At 71.6% G+C, this 25,230-nt stretch carries 25 protein-coding genes; 17 read left to right on the top strand and 8 right to left on the bottom strand.

The features are described from left to right. Window positions 1-40 precede the first annotated feature (40 nt). A complete protein-coding gene (locus ABLE68_RS03425) occupies window positions 41-637 on the top strand; it encodes a TetR/AcrR family transcriptional regulator (protein ID WP_348869796.1) in 597 nt (198 codons plus the stop codon). Here the strand turns inward: ABLE68_RS03425 and ABLE68_RS03420 are convergent, their stop codons facing one another. Next, complete coding sequence (locus tag ABLE68_RS03420) at window positions 638-2,041, bottom strand: sensor histidine kinase (RefSeq protein ID WP_348869795.1); 1,404 nt, start codon at window positions 2,039-2,041, stop codon at window positions 638-640. Further along, window positions 2,038-2,748 carry a response regulator transcription factor gene (locus ABLE68_RS03415; RefSeq protein ID WP_348869794.1) on the bottom strand — a complete coding sequence of 237 codons (711 nt, stop codon included), beginning with the start codon at window positions 2,746-2,748 and terminating at the stop codon, window positions 2,038-2,040. The genes ABLE68_RS03420 and ABLE68_RS03415 overlap by 4 nt, the downstream gene beginning before the upstream one ends. Before the next feature lie 117 nt (window positions 2,749-2,865). On the opposite strand from ABLE68_RS03415, the gene ABLE68_RS03410 reads away from it, so the two are divergent. Continuing rightward, window positions 2,866-3,177, top strand: a complete 312-nt coding sequence (locus tag ABLE68_RS03410) for a hypothetical protein (RefSeq protein WP_348869792.1) — start codon at window positions 2,866-2,868, stop codon at window positions 3,175-3,177. Here the strand turns inward: ABLE68_RS03410 and ABLE68_RS03405 are convergent. Further along, entirely contained in the window at window positions 3,174-4,673 is a 1,500-nt protein-coding gene (locus tag ABLE68_RS03405; protein WP_348869790.1) for an FAD-dependent oxidoreductase, read from the bottom strand. The genes ABLE68_RS03410 and ABLE68_RS03405 overlap by 4 nt on opposite strands. A gap of 135 nt (window positions 4,674-4,808) precedes the next feature. On the opposite strand from ABLE68_RS03405, the gene ABLE68_RS03400 reads away from it, so the two are divergent. From ABLE68_RS03400 to ABLE68_RS03370, 7 genes are all read left to right on the top strand, one after another. Next, window positions 4,809-5,096 carry a GIY-YIG nuclease family protein gene (locus tag ABLE68_RS03400; RefSeq protein ID WP_348869788.1) on the top strand — a complete coding sequence of 96 codons (288 nt, stop codon included), beginning with the start codon at window positions 4,809-4,811 and terminating at the stop codon, window positions 5,094-5,096. Window positions 5,097-5,174: 78 nt separating this feature from the next. Further along, window positions 5,175-8,921 (top strand): ATP-dependent RNA helicase HrpA, encoded by a 3,747-nt coding sequence (gene hrpA, locus ABLE68_RS03395; RefSeq protein WP_348869786.1) that lies wholly within the window; start codon window positions 5,175-5,177, stop codon window positions 8,919-8,921. Then, window positions 8,918-9,514, top strand: a complete 597-nt coding sequence (locus ABLE68_RS03390; protein ID WP_348869785.1) for a hypothetical protein — start codon at window positions 8,918-8,920, stop codon at window positions 9,512-9,514. Before hrpA ends, ABLE68_RS03390 begins: the two co-directional genes overlap by 4 nt. Before the next feature lie 128 nt (window positions 9,515-9,642). Continuing rightward, complete coding sequence (locus ABLE68_RS03385; protein ID WP_348869784.1) at window positions 9,643-9,888, top strand: hypothetical protein; 246 nt, start codon at window positions 9,643-9,645, stop codon at window positions 9,886-9,888. A 12-nt stretch (window positions 9,889-9,900) separates the two neighbouring features. After that, window positions 9,901-10,071 (top strand): hypothetical protein, encoded by a 171-nt coding sequence (locus ABLE68_RS03380; RefSeq protein WP_348869783.1) that lies wholly within the window; start codon window positions 9,901-9,903, stop codon window positions 10,069-10,071. An 87-nt stretch (window positions 10,072-10,158) separates the two neighbouring features. Continuing rightward, entirely contained in the window at window positions 10,159-11,529 is a 1,371-nt protein-coding gene (locus ABLE68_RS03375; protein WP_348869781.1) for an ABC transporter substrate-binding protein, read from the top strand. Window positions 11,530-11,727: 198 nt separating this feature from the next. Continuing rightward, window positions 11,728-12,981, top strand: coding sequence for an HNH endonuclease signature motif containing protein (locus tag ABLE68_RS03370; RefSeq protein WP_348869780.1), 1,254 nt, complete (start codon window positions 11,728-11,730; stop codon window positions 12,979-12,981). A 213-nt stretch (window positions 12,982-13,194) separates the two neighbouring features. Here the strand turns inward: ABLE68_RS03370 and ABLE68_RS03365 are convergent, their stop codons facing one another. Both ABLE68_RS03365 and ABLE68_RS03360 read right to left on the bottom strand, forming a co-directional pair. Further along, on the bottom strand, window positions 13,195-14,502 hold the full coding sequence (locus tag ABLE68_RS03365; RefSeq protein ID WP_348869779.1) for a ribonuclease D: 1,308 nt from the start codon (window positions 14,500-14,502) through the stop codon (window positions 13,195-13,197). Window positions 14,503-14,507: 5 nt separating this feature from the next. Then, a complete protein-coding gene (locus ABLE68_RS03360) occupies window positions 14,508-15,146 on the bottom strand; it encodes a DUF3000 domain-containing protein (RefSeq protein WP_348869778.1) in 639 nt (212 codons plus the stop codon). Between the two features lie 70 nt (window positions 15,147-15,216). Here ABLE68_RS03360 and hemE point away from each other — a divergent pair, with 70 nt between their 5' ends. Continuing rightward, on the top strand, window positions 15,217-16,251 hold the full coding sequence (hemE, locus tag ABLE68_RS03355) for a uroporphyrinogen decarboxylase (protein WP_348869777.1): 1,035 nt from the start codon (window positions 15,217-15,219) through the stop codon (window positions 16,249-16,251). Here hemE and ABLE68_RS03350 read toward each other — a convergent pair. Together ABLE68_RS03350 and ABLE68_RS03345 are read right to left on the bottom strand one after the other, a co-directional pair. After that, complete coding sequence (locus ABLE68_RS03350; protein ID WP_348869776.1) at window positions 16,205-17,149, bottom strand: DUF4349 domain-containing protein; 945 nt, start codon at window positions 17,147-17,149, stop codon at window positions 16,205-16,207. The genes hemE and ABLE68_RS03350 overlap by 47 nt on opposite strands. Then, a complete protein-coding gene (locus ABLE68_RS03345) occupies window positions 17,146-18,093 on the bottom strand; it encodes a LysR family transcriptional regulator (protein WP_348869775.1) in 948 nt (315 codons plus the stop codon). Before ABLE68_RS03345 ends, ABLE68_RS03350 begins: the two co-directional genes overlap by 4 nt. A 164-nt stretch (window positions 18,094-18,257) precedes the next feature. On the opposite strand from ABLE68_RS03345, the gene sfnG reads away from it, so the two are divergent. From sfnG to ABLE68_RS03315, 6 genes are all read left to right on the top strand, one after another. Continuing rightward, window positions 18,258-19,373, top strand: coding sequence for a dimethylsulfone monooxygenase SfnG (gene sfnG / locus ABLE68_RS03340; RefSeq protein ID WP_348869774.1), 1,116 nt, complete (start codon window positions 18,258-18,260; stop codon window positions 19,371-19,373). After that, window positions 19,370-20,590: an SfnB family sulfur acquisition oxidoreductase gene (locus ABLE68_RS03335; RefSeq protein WP_348869773.1), complete on the top strand. Its 1,221-nt coding sequence runs from the start codon at window positions 19,370-19,372 to the stop codon at window positions 20,588-20,590. The genes sfnG and ABLE68_RS03335 overlap by 4 nt, the downstream gene beginning before the upstream one ends. A 10-nt stretch (window positions 20,591-20,600) precedes the next feature. Continuing rightward, window positions 20,601-21,764 carry an LLM class flavin-dependent oxidoreductase gene (locus ABLE68_RS03330; protein ID WP_348869772.1) on the top strand — a complete coding sequence of 388 codons (1,164 nt, stop codon included), beginning with the start codon at window positions 20,601-20,603 and terminating at the stop codon, window positions 21,762-21,764. After that, window positions 21,761-22,273: an NAD(P)H-dependent oxidoreductase gene (locus ABLE68_RS03325; protein WP_348869770.1), complete on the top strand. Its 513-nt coding sequence runs from the start codon at window positions 21,761-21,763 to the stop codon at window positions 22,271-22,273. Before ABLE68_RS03330 ends, ABLE68_RS03325 begins: the two co-directional genes overlap by 4 nt. Beyond that, entirely contained in the window at window positions 22,270-22,782 is a 513-nt protein-coding gene (locus ABLE68_RS03320) for a flavin reductase family protein (protein WP_348869769.1), read from the top strand. Before ABLE68_RS03325 ends, ABLE68_RS03320 begins: the two co-directional genes overlap by 4 nt. 78 nt (window positions 22,783-22,860) lie before the next feature. Beyond that, window positions 22,861-24,192 (top strand): protoporphyrinogen/coproporphyrinogen oxidase, encoded by a 1,332-nt coding sequence (locus ABLE68_RS03315; RefSeq protein WP_348869767.1) that lies wholly within the window; start codon window positions 22,861-22,863, stop codon window positions 24,190-24,192. Here the strand turns inward: ABLE68_RS03315 and ABLE68_RS03310 are convergent. Then, on the bottom strand, window positions 24,189-24,392 hold the full coding sequence (locus ABLE68_RS03310) for a hypothetical protein (RefSeq protein WP_348869766.1): 204 nt from the start codon (window positions 24,390-24,392) through the stop codon (window positions 24,189-24,191). The genes ABLE68_RS03315 and ABLE68_RS03310 overlap by 4 nt on opposite strands. A gap of 127 nt (window positions 24,393-24,519) precedes the next feature. Here ABLE68_RS03310 and ABLE68_RS03305 point away from each other — a divergent pair, with 127 nt between their 5' ends. Further along, on the top strand, window positions 24,520-25,227 hold the full coding sequence (locus tag ABLE68_RS03305) for a hypothetical protein (protein WP_348869765.1): 708 nt from the start codon (window positions 24,520-24,522) through the stop codon (window positions 25,225-25,227). Window positions 25,228-25,230 lie beyond the last annotated feature (3 nt).

Here is a 25,230-nt window from a genome sequence, read left to right as displayed (position 1 = left end):
CGTACTGGCGTTATTGAATGACCGTCAATAGAGTGATCCTGTGACCACCACCCCACGGACCCGGCTCTCGCCCGAGCAGCGCCGCGAGCAGCTGCTCGAGCTGGGCGTCCGGCTGCTGGCGACCCGTTCGCTCGACGAGCTGTCGATCGACCTGCTGGCCGAGGAGGCCGGCATCTCGCGGGGCCTGCTCTACCACTACTTCGGCAGCAAGCAGGACTTCCACGAGGCGGTCGTACGCCGCGCCGCGGACGACCTGATCGAGCAGACCACGCCGCCCGAGGGCGGCGACCCGCTGGTGCGGCTGATGACGTCGGTGACGGCGTACGTCGACTACGTGATCGCCAACCACGAGGGCTACGTCTCGCTGGTGAAGGCGGCCGCGGGCGGCAACGAGAGCCTGCGGGCGATCTACGAGGAGGCGCGCGACGGCCTCAACAGCCGGGTCTTCCGGGAGGACGCGCAGGGCGCGATCATCGCCGACACCCCGGCCGCACGACTGGTGGTGCGGGGCTGGTCCGCGATGACCGAGGAGCTGGTCCTCTCCTGGATCGACGACCCTCGCGGGGTCACCCGCGAGCAGCTCCTCGAGATCGTCGCCATCTCGCTGCCCGCGGTGATCGCGATCATCCCTGCCTGATCACCGGGGCAGGCTGACGTCGACGGTCGTGTCGCCGGGCCGCGAGGCCAGGCTGACCCGGCCGCCGTGCGCGGTGACGATGGCCTCGACCAGCGCGAGGCCGAGACCGACACCGACCTCGGCGCCGCGGGTGCGCGCCGTGTCGCCGCGTGCGAACCGCTCGAAGGCGTGCTCGGCCAGCCCGGGCGGGAAGCCCGGGCCGTCGTCGTGGACGGCGAACCCGTCGCGCCGCACGGTGACCGTGACGGTGGTGCCGGCGGGCGTGTACTTCCGGGCGTTGGTCAGCAGGTTGGTGACGACCTGGTGCAGGCGCAGCTCGTCGCCCGAGACCTCGTACGCCGCGTCGACGGCGTCGTCCGGGACGTCGAGGCGCCAGCGATGGTCGGGGGCGACGACCCGGGCGTCGGAGACCGCCTCGAGCAGCAGCCGGGTCAGGTCGACCGGGCGACGCTCCAGCGGCCGGCCGGAGTCGAGACGGGCCAGGAGCAGCAGGTCCTCGACCAGCGACGTCATCCGGCCCGACTCCTCCTCGACCTTGTCCAGGGCGGTGCCCACCACCCCGGCGTCGTCGGGACGGCGGCGGGCCAGCTCGGTGTAGCCCGCGATCGTCGCGAGCGGCGAGCGCAGCTCGTGCGACGCGTCGGCGACGAACTGCCGCACCTGCTGCTCGCTGCGGTGCCGCGCGGCGAGCGAGGTGCCGACGTGCTCGAGCAGGGTGTTGAGCGCGGCGCCGACCTGGCCGACCTCGGTCCGCTCGTCGGTGAGGTGCTCGGGAACCCGCTCGGTCAGCTCGATCTCGCCCTCGGCGAGTGGCAGCTCGGACACCGAGTGCGCGGTCGCGGCGACCTCGCGCAGCGGGCGCAGCTGGCGGCGTACGACGACCAGGGCGGCGCCGGCCGCGACCACGACCGCGACCAGGGTCAGGATCGCCTCGAGCTCGACCAGGTTCTGCAACGTGTCGTCGACGTCCTGGCTCGGCAGGCCCACCACGATGGTGCCGCCCGTGACGTCCTGCGCCTGGGCGCGGTAGCTGCCGAGACCGCTGAGGTCGATGGTGTGGAAGTCGCCGTCGGACGGGACGGTCCCGAGGTCCGCGACGGCCGCATCCGTGAGTGGCTGGCGGGTCGCCGGAGCGCCCGAGTTGTCCTCGAGGATGATGCCGGAGGCGTCGCCGTCGTCGGGGAAGCCGCCCGTGACCGTGCCGACCTCGCTGCCCAGGACCGGCCCCGGCCCACCGTGGATCGTGCGATCCATCGTGTCCGTCACCTGGCTGTCCAGCTGGTTGAAGAGGTAGCGGTGCATCGCCAACGTGGTCGCGGTGCCGATCAGCACCGAGACGACCAGCACCAGCAGCACCGTCGTGACGACGAGCCGCGAGGTGAGGGAGGCGAAGTACCTGCTCACGTGGCCGGCTTCAGCACGTAGCCGGCACCGCGCATGGTGTGGATCATCGGCTCGCGGCCCGAGTCGATCTTCTTGCGCAGGTAGGAGATGTAGAGCTCGACCACGTTGGCCTGGCCCCCGAAGTCGTAGTTCCAGACCCGGTCCAGGATCTGCGCCTTGCTCAGCACCCGCCGCGGGTTGCGCATCAGGAAGCGCAGCAGCTCGAACTCGGTCGCCGTCAAGGAGATCTCCTCCCCGCCGCGGCGTACCTCGTGGCTGTCCTCGTCGAGCTCGAGGTCGCCCACCACCAGGACCGACGTCGTCTCGGCCTGGCGCGCACCGGACCGCCTCATCAGCCCACGTAGCCGGGCGACCAGCTCCTCGAGCGAGAACGGCTTGGTCACGTAGTCGTCGCCGCCCGCGGTGAGTCCGGCGACCCGGTCCTCGACGGCGTCGCGGGCGGTGAGGAACACGACGGGTACGTCGGGCTCGGTGGCGCGCACCCGGCGCAGCACCTCCATGCCGTCGAAGTCGGGCAGCATCATGTCGAGCACGATCGCGTCGGGCCGGAGGTCCTTCACGGCAGCGACGGCCTTCGACCCGGTGTGCGCCATCGACACCTGCCAGCCCTCGTAGCGCAGCGCCATCGAGACGAGCTCGGCGATGTTGACCTCGTCGTCGACGACGAGCACGCGCAGGGGGGATCCGTCAGGTCGGGTCAGGTCCATGAGCGACACCTTGCCGGTCGAGTCTGTGACGTTCCTGTGAACGTACTGTGCACTGCTCACGCCCTGCTCATCACCTCGTCACAGCCTCCTGACAGGTGGCCTCGGCACGCTGCGGCCATGACCGAGCAGACCCTGGAGCAGCCGACGACGCCTCCTCCCGTCCCACCGACCGCCGCCCCCGAGACTCCGCGCCCCCGCCTGCGGGACCGCAGGATCGGGCTCCCGCTGCTGATCGTCGGCAGCGTCATGGCACTCCTGCTCGCCGGCGTCGTCGGCGGCTTCATCGGCTACGCCGTGCACGGCGACGGCCCCGACGGCCCCGGCCAGATCCAGCGCGGCGGCATGGGCGGACCCGGCCAGGGCTTCGCGCCGCCGAATGGTCAGCAGGGCGGTCAGCAGGCTCCCCAGCAGGTCCAGCCGCAGGGCTAGCCGACCAGGTCCCGCACGGCGAGCGAGGCGAAGACCATCGCCGAGCCGAGCGGGGCGCCCGGTCCGGGGTAGCGCGGCCCGAACACGGACGCCGTGCTGTTGCTCGACGCGTAGAGCCCGGCGATCGGCGTACCGTCCTCGCGCAGCACGCGACCGGCGGTGTCGGTGACGAGGCCGCCCTTGGTGCCGAGGTCGGACAGCACGAAGCGGGCGGCGAAGAACGGCGCCTGGTCGCACGGCGTGGGTGCCGCGCCGCCGGTGAAGAACGAGTCGTACTCGTCCTCGCCGCGGCCGAAGTCCTCGTCGACGCCGGCCTCGCAGAAGCCGTTGAAGCGTTCGACGCTCGCGACGAGAGCGTCGGCGGGTACGCCGGCCCGCTCGGCCAGCTCCTCGATCGTGTCCGCCTGCACCCAGGTCCCGGCGGCGAGGTGCTCGGCCGGGTCGCCCTCGGGCATCGCGATCGCCGGCAGCCGGCCGCCCTCGCGGGAGTCGAAGACGAACCACGACGGGATGCGCTCGGGTGCCTCGGCCATGATCCGGCCGAACCGGTCGTAGGGCAGCGCCTCGTTGGCGTAGCGCTGGCCGTGCGCGTCGACCATGAGGCCGGAGCGGAAGCCGAGCGTGAACGAGCCGCCGCCGTCGGGCTGCTCCAGGCCCGGGCAGAACCAGCCGACCCCGCTGTAGTCGGTCGCCGCTCCGATCGCGACCGCTGCCGCGATCGGCTCACCGGTGTTGGTGCCTCGGGGGGCCATCGTCCAGGCGACGTCGCCGGGCACGCCGTGCGCGGCCCGCTCCTCGGCGTTGCCCTCGAACCCGCCCGCGGCGACCAGCACCCCGCGCCGGGCCCGGATCTCGACCGGTCCCTCGGGCGTCATGGCCGCGACCCCGGCGACCCGGTCGCCGTCCACGACGTACCCGGTCACCGGCAGCTCGGTCAGCACGGTGCCGCCAGCACCGACGAAGCCCTCGAGCAGCCGCGCGATCAGGGCCTGTCCGCCCGAGAGGGTGTTGCGGCCGCCCTCGCCGGCCCGGTCGCGCTCGACCGGCGGCCGGACCAGCGCGGCGACCTCGGGGCTCAGCTCTCCCCGCTTGATGCTCGTCGGCTGGATGGAGCGCCCCATGGCGACCCGGCCGGGAGCGGCGTAGTACTCCGAGAAGGGCAACCACTCGAAGGGGATCCCCGCCTCCTCGAGCTCGGCGACGAGCTCCGGCGAGTGCGTCAGGAACGCCTCGACCCGCGCGGGGTCAGGCTCGTCGAGCACGGCGTCCAGGTAGGCGCGCGCCCCCTCGGTCGAGTCGTCGATGCCGGCTCGCTGCTGGACCTGGCTCCCGGGCAGCCAGCAGGCGCCTCCGGAGTACGCCGAGGTGCCGCCGAGCAGCGCGGTCTTCTCGACCACCACCGTCGACAGACCCGCCTTCGCGGCCAGGAAGGCGCCGGTCATCGCGCCGCCTCCGGAACCGACCACCACGACGTCGTACTCCTGCACCTCGGTCATGCCCGGATACTAGAACATGTTCTAGCCAACCGTCGTTGGTCGAGTCGCGAGCGCCAGCGAGCGTATCGAGACCCGTTGTCCACAGGTGGGTCGAACGGACTGGTGCGCCCTCGCGCCGATCCTGATCTTTGAGCGATGACTGCCTTCACGTACATGCTCCGATGTGCCGACGGTTCCTTCTACGTCGGCAGCACCCGCGACCTCGGTCTCCGCCTCTACCAGCACCAGATCGGAGAGGGTGCCGAGTACACCCGTCGACGACGACCGGTCGAGCTCGTCTGGCACGAGGAGCACGAGCACGTCGGCGACGCCTTCGCCCGCGAGAAACAGGTCCAGAAGTGGAGCCGGGCCAAGCGCTTGGCGCTGATCTGCCACGACTACGCGGGTCAGCCTGGCCTCGCGAGGAAGGACTGCGGACGATAGGTCTCGATACGCCGGTCGCTCGTTCCTCGCGACGGGCTACTCGACCAACGAGGTGGTCACGGCACAATGGGTCCTGTCATGACCGAGCTCCAGATCACGTATCCACCGGAGCTGCCGGTCACCCAGCGCCGTGAGGACATCGCCGCCGCCATCCGCGACCACCAGGTCGTGATCGTCGCGGGCGAGACCGGGTCGGGGAAGACCACCCAGCTGCCGAAGATCTGTCTCGAGCTGGGTCGAGGGGTCCGGGGCAAGAACGGCGGGGGCCTGATCGGGCACACCCAGCCGCGCCGGATCGCCGCCCGCTCGGTGGCGGAGCGGATCGCGAGCGAGCTGGGGACCGAGCTCGGCGACCTCGTCGGCTACCAGGTCCGCTTCACCGACCGCACCTCGAAGGCCAGCCGGGTCAAGCTGATGACCGACGGCATCCTGCTCGCCGAGCTGCAGCGCGACCGGCAGCTGCGGAAGTACGACACGATCATCATCGACGAGGCGCACGAGCGGTCGCTCAACATCGACTTCCTGCTCGGCTACCTCAAGCGGCTGCTGCCCAAGCGCCCCGACCTCAAGCTGATCATCACCAGCGCCACGATCGACGTCGACCGCTTCGCGAAGCACTTCGACGCACCCGTGGTCGAGGTGTCCGGACGCACCTACCCGGTCGAGGTCCGCTACCGCCCGCTGATGGACCTCGACGGCCAGGACGAGGACGGCGAGGTCGTCGTCCGCGACCAGACCGAGGCGATCGTCGAGGCGGTCAAGGAGCTGTCGGCCGAGGGCCCCGGCGACGTCCTCGTCTTCCTGCCCGGCGAGCGCGAGATCCGCGACACGGCCGACGCGATGAAGGACCTGCCGCGGACCGAGATCGTGCCGCTCTACTCCCGGCTCTCGGCCGCCGAGCAGCACAAGGTCTTCAGCTCGCACGGCAGCGCCGTACGCCGGGTCGTGCTCGCCACCAACGTGGCCGAGACGTCGCTGACCGTCCCGGGCATCCGGTACGTCGTGGACACCGGCGTCGCGCGGATCAGCCGCTACTCGGTGCGGACCAAGGTGCAGCGGCTCCCGATCGAGCCGATCAGCCAGGCGTCGGCCAACCAGCGCTCCGGTCGGTGCGGTCGCGTCGAGGCCGGCATCGCCGTACGCCTCTACTCCGAGGAGGACTTCGAGGGTCGACCGGAGTTCACCGACCCCGAGATCCTGCGCACCAACCTGGCCAGCGTGATCCTCCAGATGACCTCGCTGGGGCTGGGCGACATCGCGCGCTTCCCGTTCGTCGAGCCGCCCGACAAGCGCAACGTGCAGGCCGGCGTCCAGCTCCTCGAGGAGCTCGGAGCGCTGAGTGGTCCGCAGCTCACGAAGGTCGGACGCCGGCTGGCCCGGCTGCCGATCGACCCGCGCCTGGCCCGGATGATCCTCGAGGCCGAGCGCCTCGGCTGCGTGCGCGAGGTGATCGTGATCGCGGCGGCGCTCTCGCTCCAGGACCCCCGCGAGCGGCCCGCCGAGCTCCAGGCCCAGTCCGACCAGCAGCACGCGCGGTTCAAGGCCGAGGGCAGCGACTTCCTGACCTGGCTCAACCTCTGGCGCTACCTCAAGGAGCAGCAGAAGGAGCTCTCGTCGTCGGCGTTCCGCCGGATGTGCAAGCGCGAGTTCCTCAACTACCTCCGGGTGCGCGAGTGGCAGGACTTCGAGTCCCAGCTGCGCCAGGTCGCCAAGGAGATGGACATCCAGGTCGGCCAGCCGGCCGACAACCCGGATGCCGACGGCATCCACCAGGCCCTGCTGTCCGGTCTGCTCTCCCACATCGGGCTGCTCGAGGAACGCGAGAAGGAGAAGGCCGGCGGGCGGCGTCCGATGCGCGAGTACCTCGGTGCCCGCGGCGCGAAGTTCGCGATCTTCCCGGGCAGCGGCCTGGCGCGGAAGCAGCCGCAGTTCCTGATGGCCGGCGAGCTCGTCGAGACCAGCCGGCTCTGGGCGCGGCAGAACGCCGCGATCAAGCCCGAGTGGGCCGAGCAGCTCGCCGGCGACCTGGCCAAGCGCACCTACTCCGAGCCGCACTGGAGCAAGAAGCGCGCCGCCGTGATGGCACACGAGCGGGTCACGTTGTACGGCGTACCTCTCGTCGCCGACCGGCTGATCTCCTACGGCAAGGTCGACCGCGAGCTGTCCCGCGAGATCTTCATCCGGCACGCGCTGGTCTACGGCGAGTGGTCGACCCGGCAGAAGTTCCTGGAGACCAACCGCCGCCTGCTCGAGGAGGCCGAGGAGCTCGAGCACCGCGCCCGCCGACGCGGCATCGTCGTCGACGAGCACACGCTCTTCGACTTCTACGACGCGCGCGTGGGTCAAGAGGTCGTCAGCGGCGCCCACTTCGACCAGTGGTGGAAGAAGACGCGCCACCGGCAGCCCGACCTGCTGACCTTCGACCCGTCGATGCTCACCCACGACGCGGCCGACGAGATCCGGGCCACCGACTACCCGGAGCGCTGGGAGGGAGAGGGGCTGACCTTCCCGATCAGCTACCACTTCGAGCCGGGCTCGGCCGAGGATGGGCTGACCATCGACGTCCCCGTCTCCACCCTCAACCGGGTCGAGGCCGACGTCTTCTCCTGGAACGTGCCCGGCCTGCGTGAGGAGCTGGTGACCAGCCTGATCCGCAGCCTGCCCAAGAACCTGCGGGTCAACTTCGTGCCGGCCCCCAACAAGGCGCGCGAGTTCCTCGCCGCCGTCCCGCCGGGGGAGGAGCCGCTGCTCGACGCGCTCGAGCGCTGGTGCCGCTCGACGACCGGGCTGCTGGTGCCGCGCGATGCCTGGGACTGGGAGAAGGTCCCGGAGCACCTGCGCCCGACCTACCGGGTCGTCGACGACGAGGGTCGCGAGCAGGCCCGCGGCAAGGACCTCGAGGCGCTCAAGGAGCCGTTGCGGCCGAAGTTCGCGCAGGCGCTGGCCGAGGTCGCCTCGGACAGCGGACTCGCGCGCACCGGCGAGACGTCGTGGGTCTTCGGCACCATCGACAGCTCTTTCACCCAGCGCCGCGCCGGACACGACGTCCAGGGCTATCCCGCCCTCGTCGACGAGGGCGCCACCGTCGGCCTGCAGGTCTTCGGCTCGGCGTCCGAGCAGGAGGCCCGGCACCGCCTCGGCGTACGACGCCTGCTGCAGCTCGAGGTCGACTCGCCGGTCAAGCGGGTGCTCGACGGGCTCACCAACGTCGAGAAGCTCGGCCTCGCCGGGTCGCCCTACCCGTCCGTCGCCGAGCTGCTCGAGGACTGCCGGGCCGCGGTGCTCCAGGCTGTCGTCGACGCCCGCCCGCCGGTCCGTGACCTGGCGGCGTACGACGCCCTGCTGGCCGAGGCCCGTCGCGAGCACGAGCAGCACGTGCGTGCCGTGGTCGCCGACGTCATGCGGGTGCTGGAGGCGTGGCGGACCGCCGAGAAGGCGCTCAGCGGCCGGGCCGACATGCTCCTGCTGCCGGCGCTCACCGACATGCGTGCGCAGCTCGGCCGGCTGATGGCGCGCGGGTTCATCGGGGAGGCCGGCGCGACCCAGCTGCGCCGCTACCCGACGTACCTCTCCGCCCTGGCGCAACGCCGCGACAAGCTGCCGACCCAGGTCAACCGCGACCGCCAGCTCCAGGACCAGATCGCCGACCTGCAGGACGCCTACCTGCACCAGGTCGAGGCGCTCCCCGACGGTCGCCCGCCGGGGGAGAACCTGCGCCAGGTGCGGTGGATGCTCGAGGAGTACCGCGTGTCGCTGTGGGCCCAGCAGCTCGGCACTCCCTACCCCGTCAGTGACCAACGCATCCGACGTAGCCTTCAAGCGTGAGCGATCGTCCCCACCACCGCCCGATCGCGGCGGGCGCCAACTTCTTCGAGGCCCTCGTCGGCGGGACTGACCCGGCGCTGGTGAGCGAGGCCGCGGACCGCGCGGCGTCGTTGCTGGTGCGCGGCGCCCGTGACTCCGACGATGCCGAGGTCGCGCAGCGGCTCGTGCACCTCGCCGACACCGAGGGCATCGAGACCATCGCCGAGGTGTGGTCGGGCGCGCCCGCCGACTCGCTCTCGGGCTGCCTGTGGCGGCTCTACCTGCTGCGGTCGTGGGTGTACGCCGATCCGGTGGGTGTCGCGCGGGAGTTCGAGGCCGGACGGCGCAGCGCCCAGGTGGCCCGGGTGGTCGCAGGCGTCGCCGACCCGCCCGGACCCGACCAGCTGAAGGCGATGATCGACCAGGTCCTGACCGGGATCGCGGCCGGTGACTTCGCCGACGTGCTGCTCCGCGCGGCAGCCTTCGCCCGGGTCGTCGCGACCGGCCGAGCGGCGCTGCCGGACCCCAGCGCGGCCGAGGTGCAGCGGATGCTGGTGCTGTCCGAGCAGCTCGAGGCCGCGGGACACCTCGAGCTGGAACAAGGACTGGGGTGATCCCGTTAGACTCATCGCGGAGTACGTCGGGCTGTGGCAGCCCCGGGTCCCAAAGTAAGCCGCTTCGAGCGGCCACGCGCCGTGAGGCGCTCCCGGTCCGGCGTACTCCTCTTCTCTAGTCTCGGTCCATGCGATCCCTGCGCCGCCTGTTCCGACGCCGCCCCAGGACGGGCAGCAAGGTGTCCTACGCGCCGCGCGCGGACGGTCGGCCGGACCCCGGCGAGGTCGTGTGGGGCTGGGTGCCCTTCGAGGACGACCCGGCGCAGGGCAAGGACCGCCCGGTCCTGCTGATCGGCCAGGACGGTCGCTCGCTGCTCGGGCTGATGCTCACCAGCAAGGACCACGACCGCGACGCCGCCGACGAGGCGCGCTGAGGGCGGCACTGGATGGACGTCGGCACCGGTGGCTGGGACCGGCAGCGCCGGCCCAGCGAGGTGCGGCTCGACCGGCTGCTGCGGCTGGCGCCCAGCGCCGTACGCCGGGAGGGCGCCGCGCTCGACCGGGCGATCTTCGAGCGGGTGGTCGCGGGCGCGCGTGAGTTTCACGACCTCGGCTGAGCCACCGACTTTGCCGCGTCAGTCGCTAGGGTGGCCCGGGCGCCTCCCGGGCGCGGGTGTGGTCGGGTGCGGCGAGGAGGGTGCAGCGTGAGGTCGAAGCGGGGACTCGGTGCCGGAGTGATCCTGGTGCTGTCACTGGCGCTCGCCGCCTCCGGATGCACCAGCGACTCAGACGCTCCGCCGACCTCGGCCCCGTCGACGACCGCGCCGGCCAACCCCCCGCTGACCTTCGGCGTCTTCGGCCCCGACGAGGAGAACGCCGCCTTCCAGGAGACCGTCGACGCGTGGAACGCGAAGCCCGACGTCAGCCAGGTGAAGATGACCACCTGGCCCAACCAGTCGGCGATGCGGCGCGCGATCGAGGGCGGCGAGGAGCTGCCGGACGTGTTCCTCGCCTCGCGCAGCGACCTGCGGTGGCTGCTCGACAACGACTACACCCAGCCGGTCGACGAGCTGCTCGACGAGCGCAACGTCGACTTCGGTGACGGCTACTCGCGCGACGCCCTGCAGGCCTTCAGCACCGACGACCGGCTGCAATGCATGCCGTACGCCGTCTCGCCGATGGTCATCTACTACAACACCTCGCTGGTCGACTTCACCAAGATGCGCAACCGCGGCCTGGACGCTCCCGACGAGGATGCGACCAGCTGGAACTTCGACCAGTTCTCGGCGGCCGCCGAGTTCGCCAGCCGTCCCGCCCGCGGGGCGAAGGGTGTCCACATCGCCCCGACGCTCGCGGGCCTGTCGCCCTTCATCGAGTCGGGCGGTGGCTCGGTCTTCGACGACTACGACGACCCGAAGTCGCTCTCCTTCTCCAGCGACGGCAGCAAGTCGGCGCTCGAGCGGACCCTCGAGCTGCTCCGCAAGCCCCAGGTCACCCTCGACGAGAGCCAGCTGGCGAGCGCCTCGCCGCTGAAGTGGTTCACCCGCGGCAAGCTCGGCATGATCGCCGGCTACCGCTCGCTGGTGCCCCAGCTGCGCCTGGTCCCGGGCCTGAACTTCGACGTGATGCCGATGCCGGTCCTCGACAGCTCGGCGACCGTCGGCGACGTCTCCGGCCTCTGCCTCTCCGCCAAGGCCGCCAGCACGGCTGCGGGTGCCGACTTCATGGTGCACGAGCTCGCCGACGACTCGGTTGCGACGGTCACCCGCACCGGCTACCTCGCCCCCGCCAACCTCGCGGTCGCGCTGAGCGACGACTTCCTGCAGCCGGGCCGCCAGCCCGAGCACGCCAACTTCTTCAACAGCACCGTCCGCTCGATGCGCTTCCAGCCGCTGATCGACACGATCCCGGCGCTCGAGCAGACCGTCCAGCCGAGCCTCGAGGACCTCGTCTACGGCGTCGGCGTGCTCGACCTCGATGCCGTCACCCAGGAGATCGACGACGAGTCGAAGACCGTCCTGGACCCGGAGTCGGTGTCACCGTCCCCCTCGGACTCGGCGAGCCCCTCCGACTAGCCGCTCCGGTGGTTGAGGAGGTCGCGCAGCGACCGTCTCGAAACCCCCGCAGCCTGCGGGCCGTCTGTGGTTGCGCGCCGACAGGGCTTTGACGGGGTACGGCGCGCTCGGATCGCCGTCGCCTCCCGGCTTTCATGTCGTGCCAGAAACTGTCCGGTCGATGCTTGTATTCGAATGTATGTGCGATTATGATGTAGTATGGCCCAGCGCCCCGACCTCGAACACACCCGGTCCCACCGGGTGGCGTCGGCGACCGCGCAGATGCGGGCGGTAGCTGACTCCGTGGTGGACGCTTCTATGTGGTCGATGGCCGCTGCCGAAGCGGGCGCCACCTTGGTGGAGCTGACCCGGTTGAAGGCGCAGGTCTCTGAGCTCGAAGCGAGGGTCGCCGCGCACGCTGACGACCTGAATGTCGGCGAGGAGGTCGGTGCGACGTCGACCGCGAACTGGTGGGCGCACCAGACCAAGCAGACCCGCCCCGAGGGCCATGGCGCCGTGAAGTTCGGTCATGACCTCGAGGTCCACACCATCACCCGCGACGCCCTCGCTGCCGGTGACCTGGTGACCGAGCAGGCGCGAGTCATCGTGCGAGCGGTCGACCAGCTGCCCGACGAGCTCGACTCAGAGCTGGTCGCCCAAGCCGAGAGGTTCTTGGTCGAGCGCGCCGCTGAGCTCGACGCCAGGGCACTTGCCATCGCCGGCAAACGGCTCCTCGAAGTCGTCGCACCCGATGCTGCGGACGCCCACGAGGCGAGGCTGTTGGAGCGCGAGGAAGCGCTCGCGGCGCAGTCGTGTCGGCTCACGATGACCGACGACGGTCACGGCACCACCCACGGCCGGTTCAGCCTCCCGACCGCGCAGGGCGCGATGCTCGCGAAGATCCTCCACGGGTTCGCCGCCCCCAAGCACCAAGCCGCCACCGGTCCCCTCGGTGAACGTCGTCCGGGGCCGCAGCGGATGGGGAGGGCGTTCTGCGAGCTCATCGAGCGCTACCCGACCGACCGGGTCCCTGATGCCGGCGGCGTCAACGCCACCGCCGTGGTGATCATGAGCTACGAGACCCTCATGGGTGGGATCAAGGCAGCCCACCTCGACACCGGCGAGAAGATCTCAGCCGGTCAAGCCCGCCGGTTGGCGTCCCAGGCCGGCATCGTCCCCGTCGTCCTCGGCAGCAAGTCCGAGATCCTCGACGTCGGCCGGCGCAAGCGGTTCCACACCAAGGCCCAGCGCGTCGCCCTCATGATCCGCGACCAGCGCTGCACCGCCGAGGGGTGCGACTGGCCACCCGGGATGTGCCACGCCCACCACGACCACCTCTGGTCCCAGGGTGGCCCCACCGACGTGGAGCACGGACGGCTCCTCTGCCCCAGGCACCACGCCAGAGCCCACGACCCCACCTTCGAGATGACGAAGCTCCCGGGCGGGAAGGTCGCCTTCCACCGGCGGACGTAAGCCGACGCCCTGCCTTCGCTTCCGGGGTTTCGAGACGGTTGCTGCGCAACCTCCTCAACCAACGGGCTCTTTCTTTCGACCGCAACCACGACGGTCGACCCCAGCGCGCCCGCAACCACGGGCGCCCGAAGGCAGCACACATTGCCCTGCCTTCGCTTCCGGGGTTTCGAGACAGGCGCAGAGCGCCTTCCTCAACCACCGGTGGTGGCGGGACTACTCGCCTTCGGCAGGCGGAGCGGCGACCGGCTCGACGTCGGCGGTGAGGATCGCGTCCACGAGGACCGGGCCGGCGAGCTCGATCTGCCACGGGCGAGCGCCGTAGCCGCTCAGCTGCGTGGTGATCGCGGCCGCCAGCGCGGCGGGCTCCCGGGTGGAGGGCGGCGTCCAGAGCGTGCGACGCAGGTAGTCGGGGGTGAGCACGTTCTCGACCGGGAGGTGCTTCTCCTCGGCGAGCGCGGTCAGCGCCTCGCGGGCGAGGACGAGCCGACGGGCCGCGACCGGGTCCTTCTCGGCCCAGGCCCGCGGCAACGGCGGACCGTCGCCGCGCGGGGAGCGGGTGGGCAGGTCCTTCTCCTCCATCGCCGCGACCTCGGCCAGCGCAGCGATCCACCGGTTCGCGTAGCGCTCGGCGCCACGGCCGTGGAAGCCCTTGGTCGCGAGCAGGGCAGCCTTGTCGGTGGGCATCGCCTGGGCGGCGATCACGAGCGCTGAGTCGGGGAGGATACGGCCGGGCGTGACGTCGCGCTGCTCGGCGATCTCGTCGCGGGTCTCCCACAGGGCGCGTACGGCGCCCAGGGCGCGACGGCCGCGGACCCGGTGGAGGCCCGACGTACGCCGCCACGCGTCGACCCGGGGGGTCGGCTCGAAGCCGCGGAGGTGGTCGAACTCCTGGCGTGCCCACTCGTCCTTGCCGGCGGTGACGAGCTCCTCGCCGAGGATGTTGCGCAGCTCGACGAGCACCTCGACGTCGAGGGCGGCGTACTCGAGCCAGGGAGCAGGCAGCGGTCGGGTCGACCAGTCGACGGCGGAGTGCTCCTTCGCGAGCCGGAAGCCGACCAGCGACTCGACCAGCGTCGCGAGTCCGACCCGCGGGTAGCCGAGCAGCCGCCCGGCCAGCTCGGTGTCGAAGAGTGCGGTGGGGTGCAGGCCGACCTCGGCCAAGCAGGGGAGGTCCTGGGTGGCGGCGTGCAGGATCCACTCGGTGCCCTCGAGCACCTCCTGCAGCGGCGCGAGGTTGTCGAAGCCGATCGGGTCGACCAGGAACGTGGTCGAGCCCTCGCGGCGCAGCTGGATCAGGTAGGCGCGCGAGGAGTAGCGGTAGCCGGACGCACGCTCGGCGTCGATCGCGACCGGGCCGGTGCCGGCGGCGAGGCTCGCGCACACCTCGGCCAGCCGGGGCGGGGTGTCGACGACCGGCGGCAGCCCGTCGCGCAGCTTCAGCAGCGGAGGAGCAGGCGGCTCGGGCGCGGCGGTCTCGGGCGCGGTCTCGTCGGGTTCGTTCGTGGTCTCGTCGTCGGCCATGAGGTTCAGAGTCCGCCGCCACGCTGGCCGCGGCGACTCGGCATCACCGTGACGCCCTCAGGCACGGGCGGGAGCCCGACGGCGGTGCACAGCATCTCGCCCCAGGCCTCGACGTGCGGCGCGAGGTCGAGCGGCGCCAGGTCGGGGGAGTCCTCGGGGACGACGGGGGTCCACGAGGCCCGGATCTCGATCTGGGCGGTCCCGCCCTCGTCGGCCATCCCGCCGAAGCTCTCGGTCGCCACGCGGGTGACCGTACCCGAGACCGCGACGTACGCCGCGCCGTGGGCGTCGAGCGCCTCGGTCAGCCAGGACCAGCCGACCATGGCCAGCATCGGGTCGGTGATCAGCTCGAGGTCGATCTCGGCGCGGCCGTAGGCGACGCAGCGGAAGGTGCCGTCCCAGGCATCGTTGCCCGCGGGGTCGTGGAGCAGGATGATCCGGCCGGTGCCGACATCGGTGTCGTCGACCGTGACGTCGGCGGACAGGGCGGAGGCCCAGGGCGCGATCCGCTGGGGTGCCGGCATCTCCTCGCAGAAGATCTCGGGACGCAGACGGGCAGCGTGCATGGTCGCGACCGCCTCCCGGAACTCCGGGGGCGGCGCGCCCGCACCCGGACCCGGGTGTGTCTCCTGACCGACCACCATGGGTTCACAGTAAGTCGGGTCCCGTTTCCCCGATGTGCGAACACGCCGACCGACCTGCGAGGCTTCGGTCATGCCCGATCTGCGTGACAGCGCCTTCCTGAAGGCAGCGCGGGGTGAGCCGGTCCCGCACACCCCCGTCTGGTTCATGCGCCAGGCCGGCCGCTCGCTGCCGGAGTACCTCCGCATCCGCGAGGGCGTCGGGATGCTCGACTCCTGCATGAACCCCGAGCTGGTCGTCGAGATCACGCTCCAGCCCGTCCGGCGCTACGGCGTCGACGCGGCGATCTTCTTCTCCGACATCGTGCTGCCGCTCAAGGCGGTCGGCGTCGACCTCGACATCGTGCCCGGCGTCGGCCCGGTCGTCGCCAAGCCGGTGCGCACCCTCGCCGACGTCGACGCGATCCCGGAGCTCACGCCCGAGCAGGTCCCCTTCATCACCGAGGCGGTCAGCGGCCTGGTCGCCGAGCTCGGCGCCACCCCGCTGATCGGCTTCGCGGGCGCACCGTTCACCGTCGCGTCGTACCTCGTCGAGGGCGGCCCCTCCAAGGAGCACGCGAAGACCAAGGCGATGATGTTCGGCGCTCCCGACGTCTGGGACGCGCTGATGCGCAAGATCGCCGACATGTCCGCGACCTACCTCGAGGTGCAGGTCGCCGCCGGCGCCTCCGCTGTCCAGCTCTTCGACTCCTGGGCCGGTGCGCTCACTCCGGCCGACTACCGCGAGCACGTGATGCCTCACTCGGCTCGCGTGCTGGAGCGGGCCGGTGCGCTGGGCGTGCCGCGCATCCACTTCGGCGTCGGTACGTCGAACCTCCTCGGCCTGATGGGCGAGGCCGGCGCCGACGTGGTCGGCGTCGACTGGCGCACCCCGCTCGCCAACGCGATCCCGCTCGTCGGCGACCGCGGCGTCCAGGGCAACCTCGACCCGACCCTGGTCTTCGCGCCCGCCGACGTGATGACGGCCCGCGCCGCCGAGGTGATCGAGGCGGGTCGCGCCGCGAAGGGCCACATCTTCAACCTCGGTCACGGCGTCATCCCGTCGACCGACCCCGATCAGCTCAAGCGGCTGACGGAGTTCGTCCAGTCCTACTCCGTCGACGCCTGATCGACCGCACCAGCAGCAGGACCGGCGGGCCGATCACGGCCACGACGACCACCCAGGGGAGCAGTGCACCGACCACGGTGGCGGCTCCGACGGCGAACGTCGTCAGGGCGTCCCACCCGGCGGTGAGGCCGCTGACGAACCCGCTGTCGTCGTCAGCGGCCACGACCGCCTTCTTCTCCGGGATCTGGTCGACACTGACCGTGATCGTCGAGAGCGTGGTCTGGCTGGAGAGGTAGGCCGCCTGCTTCTCCAGGGAGTCGAGAACCGCCTGACGGCGGGAGAGCTGCGCCTCGATCGCCATGATGTCGCGGATGCTCTCGGCCCGCTCGAAGAGCGTGGTGATCCGGGCGATGCTCCGCTTCTGCACCGCGAGCCGGGTCTGGACGTCGATCACCTTCGTGGTGACGTCGTCCTCGCTGGTGTTGGCGGACTCGAGCTCGGCGACCCCCTTGAGGTCGGCCATCGCGTCGTCGAAGTGGTCGGCCGGGATCCGCAGCACCATCCGGGTGTACGCCGGGTGCCCGTCGTCGTCCGTGGTCGTCTTCTCCTCGGTGACCTGGCCGGCGTACGCGTCGACGACCTTCTGCACCGCGAACTGCGCCTTGCCGACGTCGTCGGCCCGCAGCGCCACGTTGCCGTGCTTGATGAGCGACCGCTCGACGTCGGCCGGCGCGGGCTCCTCGGCCACGCTCCGGACGGACGCCGAGTCGGCGGTGCTGAAGAGGCCGTCGGCGCGGGAGGGGGCGGCCTCGGGTGCGTCCATGCCGGCGCTGCCGGCCGCGACGTCGGAGCTCGAGGACCCGGAGGCGGAGTCGTCTCCGCTCGAGCACCCCGCACCGAGTGCGAGGGCGAGGACGACCAGGGCGGGAGCGAAGGCGCGGGCCGGGGTGAGCTTCATGCCCGGTGGGACGTGACCCCCACCGAGTCGGTTCCCGCGCTCCCGTGCCGGTGTGCACGGGACCTGCTCACGAGAGCGCCCTCGAGGTCGCGCACCGACCGGGGCACGTGCTGCTGGCGGCGCTGGCGCAGGACCAGGCTGACCCCGGTGCTGTCGCCGTCGATCGGGCGGTAGGTGATCAGCCCGGCCCGCTCCATGGGGTCGCCGACCACGCTGTAGTCGGGCAGCACGGTCACGCCGAGGCCCTCGGCGACCATCACCTTGCCGAGCTCGGCGCCGTCGGTCGTGTAGGAGACCGACGGCATCTCGGGCCCGAAGAGCCGGTGCACGAAGCGGTGCATCAGGTAGCCCGCCCGCATCGCGACGAAGGACTCGGCGCGCAACTGGTCGATGGTGACCTGGGGCCCGCTCGTCAGCGGGTGCCCGGCAGGCAGGACCGCGACCGGTCGACCGTGCACCAGGATCGTGCTCACCAGGTCGGTGGGCTGGTCGTCGCCGGCGAGCACGTTGACCAGGCCCAGGTCGAGCGTGCCCTCGCGCAGGCCCTGGTCGATCTCGGCCTGCTGGGTGTTGAGCACCTCGACGGTGCCGCCGGGGTGGATCGAGCGGAACTCACGGACGGCGGGCACCAGCAAGGTGGAGGTCGCCGTACTGACGGTCCCCACGCGCACCACGTGGTCGCCGGCATGCTGGTCGCCAGCCGCGGTGCGCAGCCGGTCGACGGCCTCGAGCACCTCGACCATGTACTGCTGCAGCTCGCGCCCGCGCACGCTGATCCGCGCCCCCGACCGGCGCCGGTCGAGAAGCGACACCCCGAGCTCGCGCTCGAGCTTGGTCACCGCCTCGCTCAGGGCGGGCTGGGAGATGTGCAGGTGCTCGCTCGCGCGACGCAGCGACCCGTGCTGTGTCACGGCGGCGATGTACTCGAGCTGCTCGATCCGCACGTCATCTCCTGTCGCTGTCGGTCGGACTGACGAGGCTGGTGACAGGTATTGCCTGTCACCCCATCGCCGCTTCCGCCCGCTCGTGGGGTCGTTCTGGCTTGCACTGGGGTCTAAAGTACATAAATCTGATCGACATAGTTATTCCGAGCGGTGAGGAGAAGCGCGTGTCCCAGCCTCTGACGGAGCCTCAGCAGCCCCTGAAGTTCGCCTACTGGGTCCCCAACGTCAGCGGTGGGCTCGTGGTCAGCAAGATCGAGCAGCGCACGGACTGGAGCTACGACTACAACGTCAAGCTCGCGCAGCTCGCCGAGAACAACGGCTTCGACTACGCCCTCTCGCAGGTGCGCTACATGGCCGGGTACGGCGCGGCCTACCAGCACGAGTCGACCTCGATCAGCCTGGCGATCGCGCTGGCGACCGAGCGGTTGAAGGTGATAGCGGCGGTCCACCCGGGCCTGTGGCAGCCGGGAGTCCTCGCCAAGCTGGTCGCCAGCTCCGACCAGTACACCCACGGCCGGTTCTGCGTGAACGTGGTCAGCGGCTGGTTCAAGGACGAGTTCACCAAGATGGGTGAGCCCTGGCTCGAGCACGGCGAGCGCTACCGCCGCTCGGAGGAGTTCATCCGCTACCTGCGCGAGATCTGGACCGACGACCACGCCGAGCTCAACGGCGACTTCTACCGGCTCCACGACTTCGACCTGAAGCCCAAGCCGTACGACGTGCCGGGTCGTCCGCACCCCGAGATCTTCATGGGTGGCAACTCCACCGACGCCCGGGGCATGGGTGGGCGCGTCGCCGACTGGTACTTCATGAACGGCAACACCCCCGAGGGCATCGCCGAGCAGGTCCAGGACGTCAGCGACGTCGCGACGGTGCACGGCCGCACCGTGAAGTTCGGCGTCAACGGCTTCATGGTCGCCCGCGACACCGAGGCCGACGCCCACCAGGTGCTCCACGACATCATCGACCAGGCCGACGTGGAGGCCGTCGAGGGCTTCGGCTCCGCGGTCAAGCACGCGGGCCAGTCGACCGGTGACAAGAAGGGGATGTGGCAGGACTCCGACTTCAAGGACCTCGTGCAGTACAACGACGGCTTCCGCACCGGACTGGTCGGCACGCCCGAGCAGATCGCGGCGCGCATCCTCGAGTACAAGAAGGTCGGCGCCAACCTGATGCTGCTCGGCTTCCTGCACTTCCAGGAGGAGGTCGAGTACTTCGGCAAGCACGTCCTCCCGATCGTCCGCGAGCTCGAGGCCGCCGAGCTGGAGCGGGTCGGATGAGCGCCGCGCTCGAGCTCGAGAGTGCCGTACCCCGTCTCGACGCCGAGTCGGCGGTCCGGATCGCGGCGGAGCTGTCTGCAGACCTGGCCGCCGGAGCGGCCGAGCGGGACGCCCAGCGCATCCTGCCCACCCAGGAGATCGAGGCGCTCTCGGCGTCCGGCCTGCTCGGCATCACCGTCCCACGCGAGTACGGCGGCGCCGACCTGGGCGCCGGCTCGGTGGCCGAGGTGTTCCGGCTGCTCGCGATCGGCGACCCCAACGTCGCCCAGATCCCGCACAGCCACTTCGTCTACGTCAACGCGATGCGCCACCAGGGCACGCGCGCCCAGCAGGCCTTCTTCTTCGCGGAGGCGCTGGAGGGCAAGCGGTTCGGCAACGCCCAGTCCGAGGTCGGCACCAAGCACGTGCGCGACTTCCGGACCACGCTGCGACCTGCCGATGACCAGGACGAGGACGATGTCTGGGTGCTCGACGGCGAGAAGGGCTACAGCACCGGCGCGCTCTTCGCCGACTGGATCCCGGTGCTCGCGCACCTCGGCGAGGACGGCCCGATGCACGTCGCGTGGGTCGACGCCCGCGCCGACGGCGTCACCGTGGTCGACGACTGGGACGGCATGGGGCAGCGCACCACGGCCAGCGGGACCGTCCGGCTCCAGCACGTCCTGGTGCACCGGTCGCGGATCACGCCGTACCACCTGACCTTCGAGGGCCCGCAGACGTACGGCGCCTTCGCCCAGCTGCTGCACGCGGCGATCGACGCGGGCATCGCTCGTGCGGCCCTCGACGAGGCCGCGGCGTTCGTCACCACCAAGAGCCGGCCCTACCCCGACGCCGGGGTGGAGCGGGCTGCCGACGACCCGCTGGTCGTGCACGCCTTCGGCCAGATGGAGCTCGAGGTCCGTGCCGCGGAGGCGCTGCTGGCCGAGGCCGGGCTCGCCGTCGAGCACGCCGACCGGCAGCTCACCGCGGAGACCGCGGGCGAGGCCAGCCTCGCCGTCGCGGCGGCCAGGGCGTCTAGCACACGTGCCGCCGTGGAGGTCGGGAGTCGTATGTTCGAGGTGGCCGGCACCCGGTCCGCTCTCGCCTCGCTCAACCTCGACCGGCACTGGCGCAACGCCCGCACCCACACCCTGCACGATCCCGCGTCCTGGAAGGTCCAGCACCTCGGCCGCTACGCCGTCGACGGGACGCTCCCGCCCAACCATGGTCAGCTCTAGGAAGGACGACATGAGCAACCTCAAGTTCCACTGGTTCCTGCCCACCAACGGAGGCGACGGTCGTCAGGTCGTCGGCGGCGGTCACGGCGTCGAGGCCGGCGCGTCCGGCCGCCCCGCGACCGTGCCCTACCTCGGGCAGATCGCGCGCAGCGCCGAGCAGCTGGGTTTCGAGGCCGCGCTGACGCCGACCGGTGCCTGGTGCGAGGACGCCTGGGTGTCGACCGCGATGCTGAGCAGCGTCTCGGAGCGACTGAAGTTCCTGGTCGCCTTCCGGCCGGGTCTCACGTCGCCGTTCGTCTCCGCGCAGATGGCCGGCTCCTTCCAGAACCTGTCGGGCGGCCGGCTCGCGCTCAACGTCGTCACCGGCGGTGAGAGCAAGGAGCAGCGGATGTTCGGCGACTTCCTCGACAAGGACGGCCGTTACGAGCGCTGCGACGAGTTCCTCACCATCGTCCGCGCGCTCTGGACCGGCGAGCCGGTGACCTTCGAGGGCAAGCACCTCCACGTCGAGGACGCCGTCCTCACCCAGATCCCCGACCCCATGCCCGAGATCTACTTCGGTGGCTCGTCCCCGGCCGCCGGCCGGGTCGCCGCCAAGCACGTCGACGTCTACCTCACCTGGGGCGAGCCGCCTGCGGCCGTCGCCGAGAAGGTCGCGTGGATCCGCGAGCTCGCCGCCGAGGAGGGTCGTGAGGACAAGATCCGGTTCGGCATCCGGTTGCACACGATCGCCCGCGACACGTCCGAGGCCGCGTGGGCCGAGGCGGCCCGGCTCCTGGAGGGCATCTCCGACGAGGACATCGCCCGCGTCCAGGCCGGTCTCAAGCAGAGCGAGTCCGTCGGCCAGTCCCGGATGCTCGAGCTCAACGCCGGCTCCAAGGACGGGCTGGAGATCCACCCCAACCTCTGGGCCGGCGTCGGCCTGGTGCGCGGCGGCGCCGGCACGGCCATGGTCGGCTCGTACGCCGAGATCGCCGACCTGATCGAGCAGTACCAGGCCGTCGGCATCGACGAGTTCGTCCTGTCGGGCTACCCGCACCTCGAGGAGTCCTACTGGTTCGGCGAGGGCGTGCTGCCCGAGCTCACGCGCCGCGGACTCTGGCAGCACCCGGCTCCGCAGAAGTCGACCACCGTCTCGGTGCCGTTCGGCTCGTCGAAGGCGGCCGCGTCATGACCCGCATCGCCGTGGTCGTCGGCAACCCCAAGCCCCAGAGCCGCACGCTCGCGGCCGCGACGTACGTCGCCACCGAGCTCGGCGGGCACGCACCCGACCAGGTCGTCGACCTGGCCGAGCTCGGTCCGCGCCTGCTCGACTGGCAGGACGAGATCGTCGCCGAGCTGGTCGCCCAGATCGGCCAGGCGGACCTGGTCGTCGTCGCGTCCCCGACGTACAAGGGCGCCTACACCGGCTTGCTCAAGCTCTTCCTCGACCGGTTCCCGGCCGACACCGGGCTCACCGGCGTCGCGATCCCGCTGATGCTCGGCGGCGGCCCGGCGCACGCGCTGGCCCCCGAGCTGACCCTGCGGCCGGTGCTGACCGAGATCGGCGGCGTCGTGCCCGCCAAGGGCCTGTACGTCGTCGACTCGGCCCACGACGACCCGACCGCCTACGCCCACTGGCTCGAGCTGGCCCGGCCCGTCGTTCGCACCATCCTCGACAGCAAGACAGGAGCTCTCGCATGACGAGCACACCGATCACCCGCCTGCCCACCAACCAGGACCTCGACCCGGTCCGGCTGCGCGAGGCGTTCGGGGTCTTCCCGAGCGGGGTCGTCGCCGTCGCCGCCGAGGTGGACGGCGAGCTCACCGGGCTGGCCGCGAGCTCGTTCACGTCGGTGAGCCTCGACCCGCCGCTGATCCAGTTCTCGATCGCCAACACGTCGAAGACCTGGCCGGCGCTGCGCCGCTCCGACCGCCTGGGCGTCACGATCCTCGCCGACCACCACGGTGTCGTCTGCCGCCAGCTGGCCGGACCGGTCGAGCACCGCTTCGACGACATCGACGTCAGCGCGAGCGAGGACGGGGCGGTCACGATCGACGACGGCCTGGCCCGCTTCGACTGCTCGATCTACCGCGAGGTGGAGGCGGGCGACCACACGATCGTGCTGCTCGAGCTCCACCACGTCGAGCATGCCGACACCTCCCTCCCCCTGGTCTTCCACCGCAGCGGCTTCGGCCGCCTCGCCGGCTGACCCGGATGAGACTCCCGGGCCGCGGCCGGCCGCACCCGTCGCCGCGGCCCGGGTCACCCGTCTGACACGCTTGGTCCCGTGGGCAAGCGAGTCGTGGTGGTCGGTGCCGGCATCGCCGGTCTGACAGCCGCGCGCGATCTCGCGGCTGCGGGCCACGACGTGCTCGTGCTCGAGGGCTCGTCGCGCGTGGGCGGCAAGCTGCACCGGGCTTCCGTCGCCGGGGTGACCGTCGACGTCGGAGCCGAGGCGATGCTCGCCCGGCGCCCCGAGGGCGTCGACCTCGCCGCAGCGGTCGGGCTCCCGATCGAGCACCCGCGGCTGACCTCCTCACGCGTCTGGACACGTGACGCCCTGCGTCCGCTGCCGCCGTCGCTGATGGGCGTTCCGCTCGACCTCGACCGGCTCGCCGCGTCGGGCATCCTCTCGGCCGACGGCCTGGCCCGGGTGCGCTCGGCGGCGTCGCTCCCGCCCGCGTCGTACGACGCCGACGTGTCGGTCGGCGACCTCGTCGACGAGCGCTACGGCCCCGAGGTCACCGACCGGCTGGTGGAGCCGCTGCTCGGTGGTGTGTACGCCGGCCAGGCCCGACGGCTGTCGGCGCGCGCGACGGTGCCGCAGCTGCTCACCCTCGCCGAGGGCGGTCCGCTCCCGGAGCAGCGGCCCGGTCTCCCGGTCTTCGCCGGCATCGCCGGCGGCATGGCCCGGCTGTCGGAGCTGCTGGCCGCGACGCTGACCGTGCGGACGGACGCCACCGTCCGCGAGCTCCGGCGCACGGAGACCGGCTGGTCGCTGGTGGTCGGCCCGACGACCGCGGCCGAGGAGGTGACCGCCGATGCGGTCGTGCTCGCCGTCCCGGCCGCCCCCACCTCGCGGCTGCTGTCCTCCGTCGCGCCGCTCGCGGCCGCCGAGCTCGCGGAGATCGACTACGCCTCGATGGCCGTGGTGACCTTCGCCTTCCGCGAGTCGACCGTGCCGTCGCTCGCGACGACCGACTCCTCGGGCTTCCTGGTCCCGCCGGTCGACGGTCGCCGGATCAAGGCGTCGACCTTCTCCTTCGCCAAGTGGGCCTGGGTCCGCGCGGCTGGCGGCGGGCTGCTCCTGCTCCGCACGTCGCTGGGCCGCTACGGCGAGGAGGTCGCGCTGCAGGCCACCGACGAGGAGCTGGTCGCCTGGTCGCTCGCCGACCTGCGCTCCGCCGTCGGCCCGATCTCGGACCCCGTCGACACCCACGTGCAGCGCTGGGGTGGCGGGCTGCCGCAGTACGCCCTCGGCCACCTCGACCGGGTCGCGCGCATCCGCGCCTCGGTCGGCACCGTGCCCGGACTGGCGGTCTGCGGCGCGGCGTACGACGGCGTGGGCATCCCCGCCGTCATCGCCTCGGCGCAGCGCGCCGCCCGCGAGCTCCTCTAGAAGCCGGCTCCGTTGCCGCCGAGGCCGGCACCACCGGATCCGGCGCGACCGGGGTCTTGCACGGTGTTGATGTTGCCGTCGATGGCGCCGCGGTTACGGCGGAGCGAGCCGGCGTCGACACCCCTGCGGGTGCGGCCGCTGGTCCACCACGCGAGCGCGAACAGGACGACGAGGACAGCTGCTGCGATCAACCAGAACATGGCGACCTCCCGAGTGGTGGATCGCCAGCGTACGCGCGATCTGCCGCGTTGTCCCTGGCCCGCAGGACACGGGGCCCGAGAGCCTCAGGTCATCGAGAAACACCCCACCCACAGAAAGCGCACCTCGATGACCACCCACGTCACCACCCACAACCCCGTCCGCTCGGACGTCGCCGGCATCCCGGCCACCTCCCGGACGACCTCCCGCGCCTGGTCGTTCGCCGGCATCGCCGCCGGCGTCGCCGGGATCGGCACGATCGTCACCTCGTCGATGGTCGACGTCGTCTACCGCGACGAGTTCACCGACACCACGACCGGCGTCGCTGATGCCCTGCAGGACAAGGGCGGCATCATGTTCGCCTTCCACTCGATCACGACGCTCGGCGCCGTGCTGATGGTGGTGTTCGCCGCCGGGCTGCACCGTCGGCTCCGGGCGGTCGCGCCGGACGGCCTGGCCCCGGTCGTCGCGCTGGTCGGCCTCGCCGGCACCGCGGTCGTGAGCGTGCTCGGCGCCGGCCTCGACACCGAGTTCATGATGCCGATCGCCCAGGGCGACGGCGGCATCGACGACACCACCGGCGCGATGTACAACCACTGGATCGGCACCATCCCGTGGTGCTGGGTGCTCGCGGGCCTCGCCGGTCTCGCCCTCCACGTCGTGGCGCGCAGCGGTGGCGTCCCGCGGTGGATCGGTCGGGTCGGGCTGGTGCTCGGCGGGCTCACCGTCGTCCTCGGCATCTCGCCGCTGGAGTACCTGGCCGGCGCGTTCGGTTCGCTCCTCGTCGTCGTGACCGCTGTCGGTTTCACCGTCGGTGACCGCGCCTTCCGGTCATGATGT

Origin of the sequence: Nocardioides pollutisoli, from assembly GCF_040045055.1 — a bacterium.
Lineage (GTDB): Bacteria > Actinomycetota > Actinomycetes > Propionibacteriales > Nocardioidaceae > Nocardioides > Nocardioides tweenelious.
This window is presented reverse-complemented; position numbering and strand designations above follow the sequence as displayed.

Bases quoted from the DNA above. Each gene is read 5' to 3' on its own strand.
- ABLE68_RS03400 (WP_348869788.1), top strand. From the start codon at position 4,809: ATGACTGCCTTCACGTACATGCTCCGATGTGCCGACGGTTCCTTCTAC.
- hrpA (WP_348869786.1), top strand. From the start codon at position 5,175: ATGACCGAGCTCCAGATCACGTATCCACCGGAGCTGCCGGTCACCCAG.
- ABLE68_RS03350 (WP_348869776.1), bottom strand. From the start codon at position 17,149: ATGAAGCTCACCCCGGCCCGCGCCTTCGCTCCCGCCCTGGTCGTCCTC.
- ABLE68_RS03410 (WP_348869792.1), top strand. From the start codon at position 2,866: ATGACCGAGCAGACCCTGGAGCAGCCGACGACGCCTCCTCCCGTCCCA.
- ABLE68_RS03305 (WP_348869765.1), top strand. From the start codon at position 24,520: ATGACCACCCACGTCACCACCCACAACCCCGTCCGCTCGGACGTCGCC.
- ABLE68_RS03380 (WP_348869783.1), top strand. From the start codon at position 9,901: ATGGACGTCGGCACCGGTGGCTGGGACCGGCAGCGCCGGCCCAGCGAG.
- ABLE68_RS03330 (WP_348869772.1), top strand. From the start codon at position 20,601: ATGAGCAACCTCAAGTTCCACTGGTTCCTGCCCACCAACGGAGGCGAC.
- ABLE68_RS03325 (WP_348869770.1), top strand. From the start codon at position 21,761: ATGACCCGCATCGCCGTGGTCGTCGGCAACCCCAAGCCCCAGAGCCGC.
- ABLE68_RS03360 (WP_348869778.1), bottom strand. From the start codon at position 15,146: ATGGTGGTCGGTCAGGAGACACACCCGGGTCCGGGTGCGGGCGCGCCG.
- ABLE68_RS03365 (WP_348869779.1), bottom strand. From the start codon at position 14,502: ATGGCCGACGACGAGACCACGAACGAACCCGACGAGACCGCGCCCGAG.
- ABLE68_RS03310 (WP_348869766.1), bottom strand. From the start codon at position 24,392: ATGTTCTGGTTGATCGCAGCAGCTGTCCTCGTCGTCCTGTTCGCGCTC.
- ABLE68_RS03320 (WP_348869769.1), top strand. From the start codon at position 22,270: ATGACGAGCACACCGATCACCCGCCTGCCCACCAACCAGGACCTCGAC.
- ABLE68_RS03415 (WP_348869794.1), bottom strand. From the start codon at position 2,748: ATGGACCTGACCCGACCTGACGGATCCCCCCTGCGCGTGCTCGTCGTC.
- ABLE68_RS03370 (WP_348869780.1), top strand. From the start codon at position 11,728: ATGGCCCAGCGCCCCGACCTCGAACACACCCGGTCCCACCGGGTGGCG.
- ABLE68_RS03335 (WP_348869773.1), top strand. From the start codon at position 19,370: ATGAGCGCCGCGCTCGAGCTCGAGAGTGCCGTACCCCGTCTCGACGCC.
- hemE (WP_348869777.1), top strand. From the start codon at position 15,217: ATGCCCGATCTGCGTGACAGCGCCTTCCTGAAGGCAGCGCGGGGTGAG.
- ABLE68_RS03405 (WP_348869790.1), bottom strand. From the start codon at position 4,673: ATGACCGAGGTGCAGGAGTACGACGTCGTGGTGGTCGGTTCCGGAGGC.
- ABLE68_RS03385 (WP_348869784.1), top strand. From the start codon at position 9,643: ATGCGATCCCTGCGCCGCCTGTTCCGACGCCGCCCCAGGACGGGCAGC.